The sequence below is a fragment of the Enterobacter cloacae complex sp. R_G8 genome (assembly GCF_024599795.1).
Lineage (GTDB): Bacteria > Pseudomonadota > Gammaproteobacteria > Enterobacterales > Enterobacteriaceae > Enterobacter > Enterobacter dissolvens.
In genome coordinates this window covers 2,928,058-2,944,604 of the sequence record NZ_CP102246.1, presented here as the reverse complement: position 1 = coordinate 2,944,604, position 16,547 = coordinate 2,928,058, and the positions used below count along the sequence as shown (strand labels likewise).

14 protein-coding genes and 1 riboswitch are annotated in these 16,547 nt (G+C 55.8%); of the genes, 9 read left to right on the top strand and 5 right to left on the bottom strand.

The annotated features are described in order from the left end of the window. Positions 1–246 precede the first annotated feature (246 nt). On the top strand, positions 247–702 hold the full coding sequence (locus NQ842_RS13910; protein WP_045902916.1) for a hypothetical protein: 456 nt from the start codon (positions 247–249) through the stop codon (positions 700–702). Between the two features lie 255 nt (positions 703–957). Here the strand turns inward: NQ842_RS13910 and NQ842_RS13905 are convergent, their stop codons facing one another. After that, positions 958–1,728 carry a DUF3800 domain-containing protein gene (locus NQ842_RS13905; RefSeq protein ID WP_257255988.1) on the bottom strand — a complete coding sequence of 257 codons (771 nt, stop codon included), beginning with the start codon at positions 1,726–1,728 and terminating at the stop codon, positions 958–960. Between the two features lie 264 nt (positions 1,729–1,992). Next, the gene (locus tag NQ842_RS13900; RefSeq protein WP_228485859.1) at positions 1,993–2,679 is read right to left on the bottom strand and encodes a hypothetical protein; all 687 of its coding nucleotides are present in this window, start codon (positions 2,677–2,679) and stop codon (positions 1,993–1,995) included. A 391-nt stretch (positions 2,680–3,070) separates the two neighbouring features. On the opposite strand from NQ842_RS13900, the gene NQ842_RS13895 reads away from it, so the two are divergent. Continuing rightward, positions 3,071–3,304: a hypothetical protein gene (locus NQ842_RS13895; RefSeq protein WP_194516459.1), complete on the top strand. Its 234-nt coding sequence runs from the start codon at positions 3,071–3,073 to the stop codon at positions 3,302–3,304. Positions 3,305–3,349: 45 nt separating this feature from the next. Here the strand turns inward: NQ842_RS13895 and NQ842_RS13890 are convergent, their stop codons facing one another. From NQ842_RS13890 to NQ842_RS13880, 3 genes are all read right to left on the bottom strand, one after another. After that, positions 3,350–3,664: a hypothetical protein gene (locus NQ842_RS13890; protein ID WP_047024329.1), complete on the bottom strand. Its 315-nt coding sequence runs from the start codon at positions 3,662–3,664 to the stop codon at positions 3,350–3,352. Between the two features lie 376 nt (positions 3,665–4,040). Further along, complete coding sequence (locus tag NQ842_RS13885) at positions 4,041–5,999, bottom strand: SIR2 family protein (RefSeq protein WP_194516301.1); 1,959 nt, start codon at positions 5,997–5,999, stop codon at positions 4,041–4,043. Positions 6,000–6,151: 152 nt separating this feature from the next. Further along, entirely contained in the window at positions 6,152–6,511 is a 360-nt protein-coding gene (locus tag NQ842_RS13880) for a DUF4440 domain-containing protein (RefSeq protein WP_072056929.1), read from the bottom strand. 295 nt (positions 6,512–6,806) lie between these two features. Then, a riboswitch (guanidine-I (ykkC/yxkD leader) is annotated at positions 6,807–6,905 on the top strand. A 57-nt stretch (positions 6,906–6,962) separates the two neighbouring features. Here NQ842_RS13880 and NQ842_RS13875 point away from each other — a divergent pair. The 7 genes from NQ842_RS13875 (at position 6,963) to atzF (ending at position 16,539) form a co-directional block, all read left to right on the top strand. Beyond that, positions 6,963–8,021 carry a putative urea ABC transporter substrate-binding protein gene (locus NQ842_RS13875; protein ID WP_063424590.1) on the top strand — a complete coding sequence of 353 codons (1,059 nt, stop codon included), beginning with the start codon at positions 6,963–6,965 and terminating at the stop codon, positions 8,019–8,021. A gap of 17 nt (positions 8,022–8,038) precedes the next feature. Further along, complete coding sequence (locus NQ842_RS13870; protein WP_020688223.1) at positions 8,039–8,854, top strand: ABC transporter permease; 816 nt, start codon at positions 8,039–8,041, stop codon at positions 8,852–8,854. Next, a complete protein-coding gene (locus NQ842_RS13865; RefSeq protein ID WP_095454772.1) occupies positions 8,851–9,627 on the top strand; it encodes an ABC transporter ATP-binding protein in 777 nt (258 codons plus the stop codon). Before NQ842_RS13870 ends, NQ842_RS13865 begins: the two co-directional genes overlap by 4 nt. A gap of 11 nt (positions 9,628–9,638) precedes the next feature. Continuing rightward, positions 9,639–10,346: an urea amidolyase associated protein UAAP1 gene (locus NQ842_RS13860; protein ID WP_045295945.1), complete on the top strand. Its 708-nt coding sequence runs from the start codon at positions 9,639–9,641 to the stop codon at positions 10,344–10,346. Positions 10,347–10,356: 10 nt separating this feature from the next. Then, positions 10,357–10,989 (top strand): urea amidolyase associated protein UAAP2, encoded by a 633-nt coding sequence (locus NQ842_RS13855; RefSeq protein WP_118282493.1) that lies wholly within the window; start codon positions 10,357–10,359, stop codon positions 10,987–10,989. Positions 10,990–11,140: 151 nt separating this feature from the next. Continuing rightward, complete coding sequence (uca, locus tag NQ842_RS13850) at positions 11,141–14,743, top strand: urea carboxylase (protein WP_257255987.1); 3,603 nt, start codon at positions 11,141–11,143, stop codon at positions 14,741–14,743. Then, positions 14,740–16,539, top strand: coding sequence for an allophanate hydrolase (gene atzF / locus NQ842_RS13845; RefSeq protein WP_182381669.1), 1,800 nt, complete (start codon positions 14,740–14,742; stop codon positions 16,537–16,539). The genes uca and atzF overlap by 4 nt, the downstream gene beginning before the upstream one ends. Positions 16,540–16,547: the final 8 nt, after the last annotated feature.

Sequence of the window (16,547 nt, the reverse complement as noted above, 5' to 3'; positions counted from 1 at the left end):
ATCGGGGTCGTAAAGTGACGGCGTTGCGGCACATCCGCAATCGGGTGTAGGAACCCGTATTCCATATAGCGATATTTAGTATGTCGTGGCAGCGTTTATCCCGTTACAATCTCGGTGGCGCTGGCGGAGCAGCCGTAAGGCTGGCCGTTTTCTATGTGGGCGGTATTCCTACCTCCGTCAGTGCTACCCCCGAGCGTAGGAACTCACAAGGTAGTGAATAAAATTACATGTAGAGGATGCCCTAATATGGCGACTATCCAGACCCTGATTTTCCCGCAATCTGACGAAAACATTATTCAGCAGCTTATTACCCGACCCCTTCCGGTTGACGCCGACCTCTTTGACGTGGCGGACAACTGCGCCGCGCTGGTGACCGTGCTGGTCGAAAGCGATGATAGCGTCATTAGCTCTGCACTCTGCGAGCGCCTGCTGCAAGCGCTTCATCGACTGCGTGAACTCTGCGATGCCGATCTCCCGCCGAACCTTATTGAACAATTGATTGTGGGAGAGAAAATGACCTCCTGCGTGCCGGACTGCTGGCACGACACGGCTACCCAGATTGACTATGCGCTGGCACTTACCCAGGCCGTTAAAGGGGGGACATTGCCCGCGAACGTTGCGAAAGAGCTTACGGGGCTGCTGCACGATATGATCTGGCTGCTGGCAGAGTTTGTGAAGGAGCCGCGAATTGTGGCGCACTGAGTGCGGGCAGGCTGGTTAGCTGCTTAGAGGGTGGTGTGAGAAAGGGGCTATGGTGAGCCCCTTTGAGGTTTTTGAGGGTTGTGTTGAGGTTGCTTTTGCGATTGGGGCTGGGAAATGGCTGCTATGAGCGAGAAGCGGACATTTACATATTTGTTCCTGTGGCCAAATTTAGTGCACTACTACAGTATCGATTGACACCTATCCTTTAAACTTGGTCGGCCTATGCATAAACAATCGATTTTTTTGAAGTCAAGGTTAGGGCAGCTCTTCCCGCTTAACCAATGGAACGCTGTAATCAGGTCGAATACTCTTTGAACCCGGCATAGCTCGCATCTCTTGCGGGAAATGCCAGATATTAAAATCCTTATTCGGGAATGTATCGTAATGGAAAAAATCCCAGCCAAGCAGAGCAGCCATACGTTCAAAGGCAAGCTCCTTAGCCACTGATAGTTCTAGCCGAGGATTAAGGTACTTCAAGTACCCAGAGTTCACAGCTCCGGTCAGAATGTCGACAACCTGTAATCCAAGATGATGCTTAGAGTCGTGCATCGTTACAGACTTAACCAGCTTCTTCATCCCTGCCCTGGCCAGCATATTGTTAGCAACAATACCTGTCACTTCATCGTTCTTTTTGTATTTATCAATCTTCTGGTCGATGATCACCTCAACGTCGCTCTTAATCTGCTTAGCAACGTTCTTAACAAGCATTGTGTACGTCTGGTAAAAAGCCAACTCCCTGTCCGTCTGCCAGTTGTTGTAAATGTTCTTAACTACAACAATTGAGTGGAAGCAACACGAGTTCTTGAGCACCATAGCCAGCAGCTCAATGCAGATGTTTGCCTGCCCTGCACTATTCTTAATCTTGGACCACTTCAACTCACCGACAATCTCGTACTTATCTTTTAATTTCTGGACGCGCTCATTGAAGATGTGCAACGTATCTTTACGCACACACAGCAAACCAATGCCATAACAGCGGTCACTCCCTGTCGTACCACTCTCATCACCAAAAGCCACGTATTCCATACAAATACCCGCATAAAATTGAATGGGTATTTTATGCTCAACCCAAGCGACAGACAATGTTTGTCGGCCTACTCAAGAGCTTTTAGGTATCTAGTGTATCCATATGCTTGCATAATCTACTCACGGCACTTGACGGGCAGGGCGAAGGTCTTATATGAGCGAAGAACGGGCATTGAAAATCGTTCTGCAGTAGCTGAAAAAATTCTAACGTAGCCATGTGTTAGTCGTCAGGGAGCCGTTCAACCTTAATGGGTGCCTTTTTATTTAATGATTTAAACTCAAATAGGTCAGATATACTGCTATCAGGCTTGCGACTGCCGCAATTGTTGCAACAATCATACTAATAAGCGGAATATATAAAGCTGAATATCTTATAAATTTATTTTTGGGTTCTAGATATTGAATAAAGTACATCTTTGCTTTAAGCCATCTGACTACCCATCTATCTTTAAATGTCTTTCTATAAAGAACACCTGAGTACCTTTGGTAGTGGATGAAGTTTTTAACACTTTTCTCAATACGTTTACTTGTGATATTTTTTGCATCATAAGTTTGGTAAAGAATAAGATAACTATGAACTGCGACAGAGTCTTCAGTTTTAGGAGGTTCAACAAGAATATGAATATGACCAACAGCACTATATGTAATGGATAACACCCCACCAGATTGCATATGGTGATTAAAAGTTATTTTATCTGTTTCTATGACCTGCCGCATATTTCCAGTAAGTTTAGAATTAAATTGCAAACTCAACGAATCAAAACCAAATCCATCTGGTTCATCTTGCTGGTCATAAACACTTACCTCTATACCATTTTTATTCAATTTTTCAGCTATACCTATAAGGCTAGCTTTGATAGATGGTTTGAAGTGCTTCCAATTGACTTTTGAAATTAATATCCTTAAAGCATCCCTTTCAAACTCTTTACTATATTGTTTTATCCATTTCATTTTATAAACCCTACAAGATATTTCCATTATGATAACCTTTGGAGTTAACAAAGGAAATAGCCTCATAAACCAATATAGCTTAAAGTAGTGTTTGTACTCTTGATAGTGGTACAGAACGATACAGATAATCCTTGACTGGCTCCCCGTTGATTAATACACCGTGATGTTAGCCATGTCCGCTGTTGGCACAAAGCGGACAAGTGCTTGACATAGCTGGTCCGTCAGGAGCTAAGATCAACCTTCACGCATGATAAAGCCGACATTGAGCGCATATGGCTTCATCCTCTAACCAGATTCACTCGGGTAAAATCGGATTCTGACAAGGCTTTTACTATTGCCCCTGATCATCCCGCACGTAAAATAATCAGACATTTATGGAAAGGGATGCATTATGGATATTGCGCTGCTAAACAGGGGCTGGAACAGAACATGGTCAGATACGATGGTGAATCTGGAACCCCGAAAGCTGGTCGAAACAGCAAATCGGTTGCCTGCATTTTATTTGCAAGATGGTCTGACGCGTATCAAGTTTGACGAGGAGATAAAACAGGTCGCAGAAAAAGAACAAGACGGATACGATGAGCCGTCCAAAACTAACCATGAAAATTGTAGGTTATGGACTTAAGGCCAAAGTTATTTTTGATCTGCTTTCCACTGAAGCATCCAACCATTAACCTCTGTATTTTCTCCAGAACCGCCAGGATTTGTAAGACAGGACTGGCGGCTGAATAAATACAACGATGATGATAGCGATGAGTATTGATATTCCACCACCCACAACGGTTTCTTTCGCAGCAAACAACATAAGAAGGATAAAAACCATCAGGCAAGATGATGTTATCCATAAAACAACCCTGAATCGATTAGCCAGATCCTGAATCGCTCCCCCTAATGTTCCACCATAGCTTTCAATGTTGTTCTTAATCTTCTGCAAGTCAGATCGCGTAAAGCCAGCGCTCAACAAAGCCTCTTCAGTAACATCCATATTGTCCTCTCAGCAAATCTTAACTGGCGATGCTGCCCGCAATCATACTGATGAACTGTGGTGCATTCCAGCCAGTATGAACGGTTTCTGTGATTCTGAAGCAAACCACCGTTTTCCGAAACGCCTTGCAAATTTTGCTGTGGATATCATTAACGCCCTGATCATCAGCCCTGTTTTGTAACGGATGAAGGTATTTCCCTTAAGCACTTAAACATGTTTCGCCGATTTAGCATCGTTTCCGATGCATGTTATTGGTTACACTGCGCGATCGTGGTTGAGGAAACGGGGCAGGCCACCATCAACATGCTTTACCGCAAAAACAAATGTCACGGCAAAGCAACAGGCATAATGACAGTCTCAGATTTAGACGACCTCTTTATGTCGTCAGCGAACGCGGACTGCCGAGATAAAGCCGCTGCTGTTTCCAGTATTCGATACCGCCTAAAATACTGTCCGCCCTGATCCAGGCTCTGGCAATCAGGATGTGTAAATGCGGTGCATTCAAAGCGCTAACCATCTGTGAGCTGTCGTTTAACAGTTGCACGATATACGTCACCGCATAGTCTCCTGAATCAACATATCCATCCCTTCGCTGTCTTTCCTTAAATACACTTTCGCTGCCCTTAGGCCAACGACGCCGCAGAGCGGAAAGGAGGGTATTGACGTAATTAATATTCGCCAGCACCAGGTCGGCAATGCGATCTTCTTCACGCGCAGTGCTGCGTTCAATCAGATAAAAACCTGGGATTGCAGGGCCGTAAGGGGTAAAAAAACTCGGTGGACTGCTCTCGCGATAGAGTAAATTCCAGACATCGCCAAAGGAAAAAGCCTCTTCATCGTAAAACAGCGTGCCCAGACGAATGGACTGCATTTGCATCCTTCCATGCAGATACAGCGGCAATTTATTGTTCTCAAGCTTCATGAAATACCGACGGAATACGCTACATCCCTTTTCGCCCAGACGTCGAAGCGGTTTACTTTGCCAGAGTCGCCATTGTTGCCTCCGCTCGTGGATATCAAGCAGGCAGGCAAACGCGTCTATTTGCTCATCAAATGAGAGTCTGCGTGAGCTTTTTAACCACCGCGCAAGATAAAAGAGAAGCGCTTTTACAGGTTTTCCTTCAGCACGGATCAGGGCGGTGCCGTTCACTTTTCTGTTTTTTTCGTGCGATGATTTTAGATAGTTTTGTAACCATAACGCCCCGGCAATAAACCCACGGGAGTAGTAAATCTCTGCTTCGAAAGGCACCAACATATCGTCGTCTTCCAGTTGGCGTTTCAAATAACGGAGCTGTTCCTCGGCTAGTTGGCCAAGACCGATAGAGCTGGCCAGACGAGTGCCGGTAAGGTACTTTTCTTTCTTGGTAGGGGAGTAATAATCTGCCAGGGCCGTACGCCACCAGTCGCCATTCTCTTCGGTATCTTTAACCGTTTTTCGAGGGATCCCCAGCAGGGATGACAGTAATGCTAACGTGGGTCCGTGCTGAATCTTCATACCGCCGAAAGCGCCTTGCCAGTAGACTCTCGGCTCGCGATTTTCATGTTCTTTGAGTCGCCAGAACTCTTCTTCAACGCTGGGGCGATGGTCAATCCAGACTAATCGCGTCGAGCGCTTCCCATTCCAGCGATCGCGGATCCAGTGATTAATGTCGAAATGGTCGGTACCACTGTAGCCTGCGACAACCATTAAATCGGCCTGATTTGTTACCTGTTCGAGAAGTTTTTTGAAGGCTTCGGGTAGCCCGTGCTCCAGGTCGGCAAGTGTTGCGCCAAGTCCTGAACAGCCGTGTTCAATTGTGCCGTGCACTTTGATGATACCCCAGTCTTCACCGTATTCCCGGTGCAGGATGTCCAGTGTTTTGGTCTCGGGGTCAATCACATGCACAGGGATCTGATGACAACCAGCCTGCTCGATACAGTCATCAAAATTAGGGGTAATACACCATCCACGGTGCTTAATCAGGTAATCGGCAATCAGGTAATGATTCGCATTTGGGGGACGTTGGGAAAAGATACGCAGCAGTTCCCGGGCGGCACCGCTACGCTCGACGCCTTCAATGGTTGAAGGTTCAAACGCTTTATCAAGAACATGCTCCAGACGTGGCAGGCTTCGCCCCATCCACTGCTCACATTGACCAAATACCGTTTTAATTTCGTCAGCCGCGTTGCTGTCAAGCAAGTGGTCAAGCAGGGCTTCCGTGAGTTCGTATCCTCCCGGGAGTCGCGAAGGGGAATCAATGGAGATCCCCGCGCCAACCATCAACACAACTTTGCCAGGACAGGGGCGTTCGGGAGTGAAACCCTTCCAGCCAAACCACCAGTCGTCCATCTCCATCGTTTTTCCTTCGTCCACGCAGAAATATTATTAATGCATTAATTTCTCAGGCAATTCAAATCGTCAGTCCGCAATGTCTGCCCAGCGGGCTAAGCAGGCATGCCTGGAGATTCATGTTAAATCTGATTAGAAAGGAGAATTGACTGGTAAATTTATACTGTACCTGATGCCGGAGTACCCTGATGAAAGACCAGTTTCCATTCACCATCATCATTACACTCCCAGCACGAGGAGCGAAGAGCGATTCGACTGCCATCGGGATTAAATGTCCTGTAATACAAGAGTGCAAATCGCTCGCTTTGACGGAATATCTCGAAGTCGCAACTCAAAATAACGGTGACATTTAATTCGCTGGTGAGAGACTCAATAGTTTCAGCGCGTTCAATCACCACGCCAGAACGGGTGATTTCTTTGAAGTCGGGGTGAAGAATATGCTCGAGCCATGCACGATCACTTCGCCTTGTGCCATGAAGGGAACATTCGAGCGATTTGAGCTTTTCCAGGAGTTTCATCGTTGCTCTCGTCACGTTGTTTATTTCACACTCATGACAATACCCGCGTTATGGCAAAAAGTCTGCCTCTGCTCCTGGTCAGGCAATCTGCGAAGGAAATAAAGACCAGAAACCATGCCACTATTTTTAGCTATCCCCCAAAACGCCCCACCGCAGTGCACACCCCCCAAACCCGCTCCCCAAAACAGTGAAACCCAACCCATAGCAATCCCCAACCCCCTAAAAAACAAAGCAAAACCATCCTGGCACACCCCTTGCTTTATTAACCGTGAAAGGGCAGCACACCACAATTTGAACAATAGCTGGCTAGGGTTCCGGTTCACCACGGTGAATGGCTGGTCCAAGAGCTGGCGACCTCTGAGAGGTTACACGGCGGGACAAAAGCCCGGGAGACAGCAGCACCAGACGGTGTCGCGCTGCCCCCTAATTTTGTGCCACTCAGAGGTCAAGCATGAAAAAAACGCCATTACTCCGCTCTCTTGTACTGTCGCTGGCAATGCTGGTCAGTCTCCCCACGTTCGCTGCTGTGAAAAAAGAGTTCAACGTCTGCTGGACCATCTACGCCGGGTGGATGCCCTGGGGCACCATCAGCAGTAGCAAAATCATCGATAAATGGGCCAGCAAATACGGCATCAAAATCAATGTCGTGCAGCTCAACGACTATATCGAATCCATCAACCAGTACACCGCAGGGCAGTTTGACGGCTGCACCATGACCAACATGGATGCGCTGACCATACCGGCCGCGGGCGGGGTGGACACCACGGCGCTGATCCTCGGTAGCTACTCGGAAGGTAACGATGGAGTAGTGATGAAAGGTAAGGGCAAAACCCTGAAAGATCTGAAAGGGATGAAGGTCTACCTGCCTGAGCTCTCTGTCTCTCACTATCTGCTGGTGCGCGGTCTGGAAAAAGCCGGGCTGGCGGAGAAAGACGTCACCGTGGTGAATACCTCGGACGCAGATATCGTCTCTGCGTTCGGGACCGCCAGCGTGCAGGCTGCGGTGGCGTGGAACCCGCAGCTTTCCGTCATCAAAGGCACGCCAAACACCACCGAAGTGTTCAGCTCCTCGCAGGTACCGGGTGAGCTTATCGACATGATGGTGGTCAACACCGGGACCCTGAAAGATAACCCGGCGTTGGGCAAAGCGCTCACTGGCGCATGGTACGAGATGATGGGGCTGATGAAAGCGCAGGATGCCAGCGCCCTGAATTCGATGGCCGCCGCCTCCGGGACCGATCTCGCCGGGTATCAGGCGCAGCTCAAAACCACCCATCTGTTCTATACCCCGCAGGATAACATGGCGTTTGTCACGTCACCGGATCTGGCGAAAACCATGCAGCGCGTGGCGTCGTTCTCCTTCGACAAAGGGTTGCTGGGCGAGGGCGCGCAGAGCGCCGATTTTATCGGTATGCGCTTCCCGGGCAATGTCACGGTGGGCGATGCCAGCAACGTGAAACTGCGCTTTGACGACAGCTTCGTGAAAATGGCCGCTGCCGGCACGCTGTGATAACCGACGGAGTCTCCATGCGACACATTAATCGCCATCCCACTCCCGGCATGCGGCTGATGCTCGTGATGCTGCCTTTTGTCCTGCTGCTGGCCGCCTACTTTTTTGGCTCGGCGGTCAGGCTGGAGGCCAACCCGCAGGACAAGCTGCTGCCCGGCCTGCAGCAAATGCTGGACGCGCTATCCCGGATGGCGTTGACCCCGGATAAACGCAGCGGTGAATACCTGTTCTGGGTCGATACCCTGGTGAGCCTCGCGCGTCTGCTAGCGGGGCTGGCGATCGCCTCGCTGATCGGCCTGTGCATTGGCGTTACCTCGGGCGTGTTTCCGCTGTGGCGTGCGTCGCTCTCGCCGCTGATGACGGTGCTGTCGATGATCCCGCCGCTGGCGATCCTCCCGGTGCTGTTTATCGTTTTCGGGCTGGATGAGCTGTCGAAGGTGATGCTGATTGTCATCGGCATCACCCCGATGCTGGCGCGCGATCTGGAGCACCGCGCCTGTGAAATCCCGCCGGAGATCCTCATCAAAGCGCAGACGCTGGGGGCCAGTAGCTGGACGCTGGTGCTGCGCGTGGTGCTTCCGCAGCTGCTCTCCAGGCTGCTGACTTCGCTGCGCCTGCTGCTCGGGTCGGCATGGCTGTTTCTTATCTCGGCGGAGGCTATCTCCTCTACCGCAGGGCTGGGATACCGCATTTTCCTCGTACGGCGCTACATGGCGATGGATGTGATTATCCCGTACGTCCTGTGGATCACCCTGCTGGCGTGGCTGATGGATCTCGCTCTGCGTCAGCTGCATAAAACCTGTTTTCCCTGGGCGGAAGGAGGGAAGGCATGAGCTTTATCAACATCAACAATATCTGGCAGGAGTACGGCGACCATGTGGTGCTGGAACGCCTGAACCTGCAGGTGAAAGAGGGCGAGTTCTGCTCAATGGTGGGGGCGTCCGGCTGCGGAAAATCCACCTTCCTGCGCCTGCTGCTTGGTCAGGAAGCACCCAGCCGGGGAGTGATCACCCTCGATGGCAAACCGCTGCGCGCCGAGCCGGACAGCAGCCGCGGCGTGGTGTTTCAGCGCTACTCCGTTTTCCCGCACCTCAGCGTGCTGGATAACGTCGCCATTGGTCTTGAACTGCCGCAATCGCCGCTGTTCGGGCGGCTGTTTGGGGCCAAAAAACGCGCCGTGCGTGAACGGTCGGCGGAGATGCTGGAAAAAGTCGGCCTCGGGCACGCGCTGGATAAATATCCCGCCCAGCTCTCCGGCGGCATGCAGCAGCGCCTGGCCATTGCTCAGGCATTCATCATGCAGCCGCGCGTGCTGCTGCTCGATGAGCCGTTTGGCGCGCTGGATCCGGGGATCCGCAAAGACATGCACGCCCTGTTGCTGCAGCTGTGGGGCGAAACCCGCATGACCGTCTTTATGGTCACCCACGATCTGTCTGAAGGCTTCAACCTCGGCACCCGGCTGCTGGTGTTCGACAAAGTGCGCCTCGACCCGCAGGCACCGAATGCCTACGGCGCGCGCATCACCTACGACATTCCGCTCAACGAGACGCGGCTCTCCGCCCTGAGCGGAACCACGCCCGACAACGTTTATGCCTTAAGGGGGTAACAGTGAATACCATGACGATTTTACGTGAAGAGACGCTTCCCGGCGGGGGACACCTCTCGTTTGTCCTCAAGCGCGGGCAGATCCTGCGCATGACAGATACCGAAGGTGGTGCCAACGTCAGCCTGCTGATGCTCAACCCGCACGAGAAAAGCGAGCGGCTGAACCTGCCCGACACGCTGAAAGGCCAGCACACCGCGCGCCTGACCGCCGGACACTGCTTTTACTCCGACATGGGCCGCGTGCTGGCGGGCATTACCGCCGACACCTGCGGCTGGCACGACCCGTTTGGTGGCGTGCTGAATGCCGCCGAAGTGGCGGAAAAATACGGTCAGGGGCGTTATCAGGAGCTGCGCAACGGTTTCTACCGTAACGGTACGGACAACCTGCTGGTGGAGATGGGCAAGTGGGATCTCAACCTGGAAGATCTGCTGATGGTGGTCAATTTCTTCAGCAAGGTCACCGTGGAGGACAACGGCCAGTTCCGCTTCCACAGCGGACATTCGCAGCCGGGCAGCTACGTTGAGCTGTTCGCGCCGATGGACACGCTGATTGTCATGACCGCGCTACCGCACCCGATGGATCCCTCCCGGGAGTACGCCCCGCGCCCGGTACAGCTGAGCTGGCGGCAGGCGGAGGATGAAGAGGGGGCGATTAACGCCCTCCTGACGCGCCCGGAAAACGAACGCGCCATCACTAACACTCAACGTTTCGCCCTGTAAGGAGCCGTGTATGACCGTTGCCAGCGAAAAACATCCCCAGAACGCCAGCTTCCGCTACGTTATCCCGGCGGGGGAACCGTATCTGTTTGAAGTGAAAAAAGGCCAGACGCTCCGCCTGCTCGACCTGGAGGGCAACCAGGCGGTGGACACCCTGTTTTACAATGCGGACAACCCGCGTGAGCGCTACGACGCACAGCGCACCCTGCGCCGCCAGAACAACGCGTATCTCACCCACGGCAGCGTGCTGTACTCCAACCTCGGTAACCCGCTGCTGACCATCGTGGCTGATACCTGCGGGCGTCACGATACCCTCGGTGGCGCCTGCGCGCAGGAGAGCAACACCGTGCGTTATGCTCTCGATAAACGCCATATGCACAGCTGCCGGGATAACTTTCTCTGCGCCTGCCTGCACGATGGCCGCCTGCAAAAGCGCGATATTGCCGCCAATATTAACTTCTTCATGAACGTGCCGGTGACTCCGCAGGGCGGGCTGACCTTTGAGGACGGTATCTCCGCGCCGGGGAAATATGTCGAGCTGCGCGCCGAGTGCAACGTCATCGTGCTGATCTCCAACTGTCCGCAGCTTAACAACCCGTGCAACGGCTGGAACCCGACGCCGGCGGAGGTGCTGGTATGGAACTGACGCCCACCCGCTGGCAGCGCCTGCGCCAGGCCATTTATCGCCTGTTTGCAGTCCGCGCCGGACGCATTCTGCCGTAACCGCTTTTTCCCCATGGACGACCATGGGTGAGCCGATTTTCGGCGGGACGACCCGCCACGATTGAGTCTGACCTATGTTGACGACACTCCTGATTGCAAATCGCGGGGCGATTGCCTGCCGCATTCTGCGCACCCTGCGCGCCATGAACATCCGCGGCGTGGCGGTCTATTCCGAAGCCGATCTCAGCAGCCTGCATATCCGGGAAGCGGATGAGGCGCTGAGCCTGGGCGAGGGCCCGGCGGCGAACACCTATCTGGTGAGCGAAAAGATCATTGCGGCCGCCAGAGCCAGCGGTGCGCAGGCCATTCATCCGGGCTACGGTTTTCTGTCGGAAAACGCCGCGTTCGCCGAAGCCTGCGAAGCCGCAGGCATTGCGTTTGTCGGCCCCACGCCGGAACAACTGCGCCTGTTTGGCCTGAAACATACCGCCCGCGCGCTGGCGAAAGCGCACGGCGTGCCGATGCTCGAAGGCACCGGACTGCTGGCTAACGTCGATGAGGCCGTTCACGCTGCGGCGGAAGTGGGCTACCCGGTAATGCTGAAAAGCACCGCGGGCGGCGGCGGGATCGGCATGCGCGTTTGTTACCACCCGGAAGAGCTGCGCGATGCCTTCGATGCCGTGGTGCGCCTGGGCAAGAATAACTTTAGCGACGCAGGCGTGTTTATCGAGAAATACATTGAGCGGGCGCGTCACCTGGAAGTTCAGCTGTTTGGTGACGGCAAAGGCGAGGTGATTGCCCTCGGCGTGCGCGACTGCTCGGTACAGCGGCGTAACCAGAAGGTGCTGGAAGAGACGCCCGCGCCTAACCTGCCGGACGGCATGGAGACCGCGCTGTGCGAGGCGGCGATCAAACTCGGCCAGGCGGTCAACTACCGCAGCGCGGGTACCGTGGAGTTTGTCTACGACAGCGACGCGGCCCGCTTTTATTTCCTTGAAGTGAACACCCGTCTGCAGGTAGAGCACGGCGTCACCGAGCAGGTGTGGGGTGTTGATCTGGTTCGCTGGATGATTGACCTGGCGGCCGGAACGCTGCCGCCGCTGGCGGAGCTGCGTGCCAGCCTGCAACAACAAGGATACGCCATCCAGGCGCGGGTCTACGCCGAAGATCCGGGCCGTCAGTTCCAGCCGTCGCCAGGGCTACTCACCGATGTGGTGTTCCCGGAAAACGACCGTCGCACATTGCGCATCGACAGCTGGGTGGAGTCCGGCTGCGACGTACCGCCGTTTTTTGATCCGATGCTGGCCAAAATCATCGCCTGGCAGCCCACACGCGAGGCGGCGATCCGCGTCCTGCACACCGCGCTGGGCGAGACGCGTCTCTACGGCGTGGAAACCAACCGCAGCTATTTGCAGCAGATTTTAACTTTCCCGCCGTTCGCCCGTGGCGAGCCGTGGACCCGCTGTTTAGAGACGCTGGAGTATCAGGCTTTCACCCTTGAGGTGCTCAGCGCCGGGACGCAAACCACGGTGCAGGATTATCCGGGGCGGACGGGCTACTGGGCCGTCGGGGTGCCGCCCTCCGGGCCGATGGACAGCCTGGCGCTGCGTCTCGGCAACCGCCTGCTGGGCAATGAGGAGGGGGCCGCCGCGCTGGAGATCACGCTCAGCGGCCCGACGCTGAAATTCAACTGCGACGCGCAGCTGGCGGTGACCGGCGCAACCATTGCGCTGACGCTGGACGGCGAGCCGCTGGCAAACAACCGCGTTTTCCGCGTCCGGGCGGGAAGTACGCTGCGTATGGGCGATATTCAGGGTGACGGCGTGCGCAGCTATCTCTGCCTGCGCGGCGGGTTTGAGGTACCGGACTATCTGGGCAGCAAAAGCACCTTTACCCTCGGCCAGTTTGGCGGTCACGCCGGAAGGGCACTGCGCACGGGTGACGTGCTGCATCTGTCCCCATTGACCGAACCTGTCGCGGACGGCGAGCTGCCGCAGGCCCTGCACACCAGCCTGGATGCGGTGCGCGAGTTGCGGGTGATTTACGGTCCGCATGGCGCGCCGGAGTATTTTACGCCGGGCTATATGGCGACCTTTTTTGCCACCGAGTGGGAGGTACATTTTAACTCCAGCCGCACGGGCGTGCGCCTGATTGGCCCGAAACCGGAATGGGTACGCGACAGCGGCGGCGAAGCGGGGCTGCACCCGTCGAACATTCACGACAACCCGTACGCCATTGGCGCGGTGGATTTCACCGGCGATATGCCGGTGATCCTCGGCCCCGACGGCCCAAGCCTGGGGGGATTTGTCTGCCCGGTCACCGTCATCGAGGCGGATCTCCACGCGGTTGGCCAGCTGAAAGCGGGCGATAAGGTGCGCTTTATGCCGGTGGACGTTTCCACCGCCCGACGGTTGGCGCAGGGGCAGGCGGCGCAAATCGCCAGCCTGACGGCGCAGGTCATGCCGTGGCAACCTGTCGGGCTGAGCTCGCCGGTGGTGCTGGAGGTGGGGGAGGACGATAAACGGCTGGTGGCGAGGTTATCCGGCGATACCCATCTGCTGCTGGAGATTGGCGAGCCCGAACTGGATCTGGTGTTGCGTTTTCGCGCCCACGCGCTGATGCAGGCGCTGGAAACTCGCGCCCTGACGGGGATTATCGACCTCACGCCGGGGATCCGCTCCCTGCAGGTTCACTATCAGCCGGAAACGCTGAGTCTGGAAGCGCTGCTGGAGACGGTGGCCGGGCTGTGGCGGGACGTATGCGGGCAGGCGTCGCTGGACGTGCCGTCGCGGGTGGTCTGGCTGCCGTTGTCCTGGGACGATCCGGCGTGCCAGAAGGCCATCGACAAATACATGACCACCGTGCGCCGGGATGCGCCATGGTGTCCGAGCAACCTGGAGTTTATCCGTCGTATCAACGATCTGGCGAATATCGACGAGGTCTATAAAACGGTGTTCGACGCCCGCTATCTGGTGATGGGGCTGGGGGATGTCTACCTGGGTGCGCCGGTTGCGACACCGCTCGATCCGCGTCATCGTCTGGTGACCACCAAATACAACCCGGCTCGCACCTGGACGGCGGAAAACTCGGTGGGCATTGGTGGGGCCTACCTCTGCGTCTACGGCATGGAGGGGCCGGGTGGCTATCAGTTTGTCGGACGGACGCTGCAGATGTGGAATCGCTATCACGCCGTGGAGGACTTTGACGGTAAGCCGTGGCTGCTGCGCTTCTTCGACCAGATCCGCTTTTATCCGGTCTCGGCGGAAGAGTTGCTCACCATCCGCCGGGATTTTCCGCTGGGACGTTATCCGCTGCGCATCGAACACACCACGCTGAAGCTGGCGGAGTATCAGCAATTCCTGGCCGACGAGGCGCCGGAGATTGAGGCGTTCCGCGCGCATCAGCAGGCCGCGTTTGACGCCGAGCGTGAGCGCTGGGCCGCCAACGGTCAGGCCCATTTTGACAGCAGCGAGGTGCTGGTAACAGATGGCGAAGACGCGCCGCTGGTACCCGGACAGGCCGGGATTGACAGCCCGGTATCAGGCAACCTGTGGCAGGTGAACGTTGAAGTCGGCAACACCGTGCGCGAAGGCGATGTGCTGGTGGTGCTGGAGTCCATGAAGATGGAGATCCCGCTGGTCGCAACCCAGGATGGGGTGGTCAGCCAGGTGCGCGTGCAGCCGGGTTCATCGGTGCGCGCGGGTCAGTGTGTGGTGGTCCTGGAGAAAACAGCATGAAGCACCTTTTTGATTTACGCCTTGATGTTCTGGCGCAGGCATACCGTTCCGGTCAGCTTAATCCGCGCGCGGTGCTTCTCGCCCTGCGCGAGCGCGCGCTGGCGCTGAACCCGGAATTTAACGCCTTTATTTATCTTCTCACGCCCGACGAGCTGGAGCCGTATCTGGCCGCGCTGGACGGCGTGGATCCGGCATCGTTGCCGCTCTATGGCGTGCCGTTTGCCATTAAGGACAATATCGATCTGGCGGGTATCGAGACCACCGCCGCCTGTCCGGCCTTTGCGTACCGGGCAGAGCAGGATGCGACAATAGTGTCGCAGCTGATTGCGCTGGGGGCGATACCGCTGGGGAAAACCAATCTCGATCAGTTCGCGACCGGCTTAAACGGCACGCGCTCACCGTATGGGGCGTGTCGCAACAGCGTTCATCCGGAGTATCCGTCCGGTGGCTCAAGCGCGGGATCGTCGCTGGCCGTGGCGCTGGGGCTGGCGAGCTTTGCCCTGGGCACCGATACCGCCGGGAGCGGGCGCGTACCGGCCTCTCTCAATAATCTGGTCGGGCTGAAGGCGACAAAAGGGCTGATCTCGACAGCGGGCGTGGTGCCCGCCTGCCGCACGCTGGACTGCGTAACGTTCTTCACCAGCACGGCAGCGGAGGCCAGCCAGCTGCTGGCGCTGACGGCGACGAAAGACGCGCGCGATGACTACAGCCGTACTAACCCGTCCTGGAACGGAGCGCAGGCATTTGGCGTACCGGCAGCCGGTTTTCGCTTTGGCGTGCCAGACACGCTGGCGTTTCTCGGCTGCGCAGAGAGCGAGGCGCTGTATCACACCGCAAAGGAGAGGCTGATCGCCCTGGGCGGCGAGCCGGTGACCATCGACTTTTCGCCGTTCCTGGCGGCAGCAAAACTGCTCTATGACGGCCCGTGGGTGGCCGAGCGCTACCACGTGGCGGGCGCGTTGATTGAGCAAAAGCCGGACGCGGTGCTGCCGGTGATCCGCAATGTTCTGCAAAAAGCACCTGCCATGAGTGCGGTAGCGGCGTTTGAAGCGCAGTACCAGCTTCAGCGCTATAAAAGCGAGTGCGATGCCATACTGGCAGGGCTTGAGTGCGTGTTAACCCCCACGTATCCGCGCCCGGTGAGTCTGGCCGAGCTGGCGGAGGAACCGGTCAAACGCAACTCTGAGCTTGGGCTTTACACCAACTTTATGAACCTGCTTGATTACGCTGCCGTGGCGGTCCCTGCAGGGTTTATGACCAACGGCTTGCCCTCTGGCATAACGCTGTTTGGCCGCGCGTTTACTGACCAGTATCTGCTCAGTCTGGCTGATGCGTTACAACGTCACCAAAAGTTAACCCTGCCCGGCGGGCGCGAGATGCAAGAGGATGCACCTGTTTCAACCGCCACCGATGACCGCCTGCACCTGGTGGTGTGCGGGGCGCATCTGGACGGGCTGGCGCTGAATCATCAGCTGCGCCAGCGCGGGGCGACGTATGTAGAAGCCACCATCAGCGCCCCGCATTATCGGCTCTTTGCCCTGGCAGACGGCAAGCGACCGGGCATGGTGCGGGCGACGGAACAGGGGGCAGCGATAGCCGTCGAAGTTTGGGCACTTCCGCACGGCGAAGTGGGATCGTTTCTGGCCGGGATCCCCGCACCGCTGGGGCTGGGAAAAGTCGAACTCCAGGACGGGCGCTGGCTGACCGGGTTTATCTGCGAGGAGGCCGGATTAGAGGGGGCACAGGAGATAACGCGATTCGGTGGCTGGCGAGCCTGGCTTGCTCAGCATCCGTGAGCAAGCCA

Excerpts from the sequence above, each read along its gene's own strand:
- NQ842_RS13910 (WP_045902916.1), top strand. The coding sequence starts at position 247 with ATGGCGACTATCCAGACCCTGATTTTCCCGCAATCTGACGAAAACATT.
- NQ842_RS13905 (WP_257255988.1), bottom strand. The coding sequence starts at position 1,728 with ATGGAATACGTGGCTTTTGGTGATGAGAGTGGTACGACAGGGAGTGAC.
- NQ842_RS13870 (WP_020688223.1), top strand. The coding sequence starts at position 8,039 with ATGCGACACATTAATCGCCATCCCACTCCCGGCATGCGGCTGATGCTC.
- NQ842_RS13890 (WP_047024329.1), bottom strand. The coding sequence starts at position 3,664 with ATGGATGTTACTGAAGAGGCTTTGTTGAGCGCTGGCTTTACGCGATCT.
- NQ842_RS13900 (WP_228485859.1), bottom strand. The coding sequence starts at position 2,679 with ATGAAATGGATAAAACAATATAGTAAAGAGTTTGAAAGGGATGCTTTA.
- NQ842_RS13885 (WP_194516301.1), bottom strand. The coding sequence starts at position 5,999 with ATGGAGATGGACGACTGGTGGTTTGGCTGGAAGGGTTTCACTCCCGAA.
- NQ842_RS13860 (WP_045295945.1), top strand. The coding sequence starts at position 9,639 with ATGACGATTTTACGTGAAGAGACGCTTCCCGGCGGGGGACACCTCTCG.
- uca (WP_257255987.1), top strand. The coding sequence starts at position 11,141 with ATGTTGACGACACTCCTGATTGCAAATCGCGGGGCGATTGCCTGCCGC.
- NQ842_RS13880 (WP_072056929.1), bottom strand. The coding sequence starts at position 6,511 with ATGAAACTCCTGGAAAAGCTCAAATCGCTCGAATGTTCCCTTCATGGC.
- NQ842_RS13875 (WP_063424590.1), top strand. The coding sequence starts at position 6,963 with ATGAAAAAAACGCCATTACTCCGCTCTCTTGTACTGTCGCTGGCAATG.
- NQ842_RS13855 (WP_118282493.1), top strand. The coding sequence starts at position 10,357 with ATGACCGTTGCCAGCGAAAAACATCCCCAGAACGCCAGCTTCCGCTAC.
- NQ842_RS13895 (WP_194516459.1), top strand. The coding sequence starts at position 3,071 with ATGGATATTGCGCTGCTAAACAGGGGCTGGAACAGAACATGGTCAGAT.
- atzF (WP_182381669.1), top strand. The coding sequence starts at position 14,740 with ATGAAGCACCTTTTTGATTTACGCCTTGATGTTCTGGCGCAGGCATAC.
- NQ842_RS13865 (WP_095454772.1), top strand. The coding sequence starts at position 8,851 with ATGAGCTTTATCAACATCAACAATATCTGGCAGGAGTACGGCGACCAT.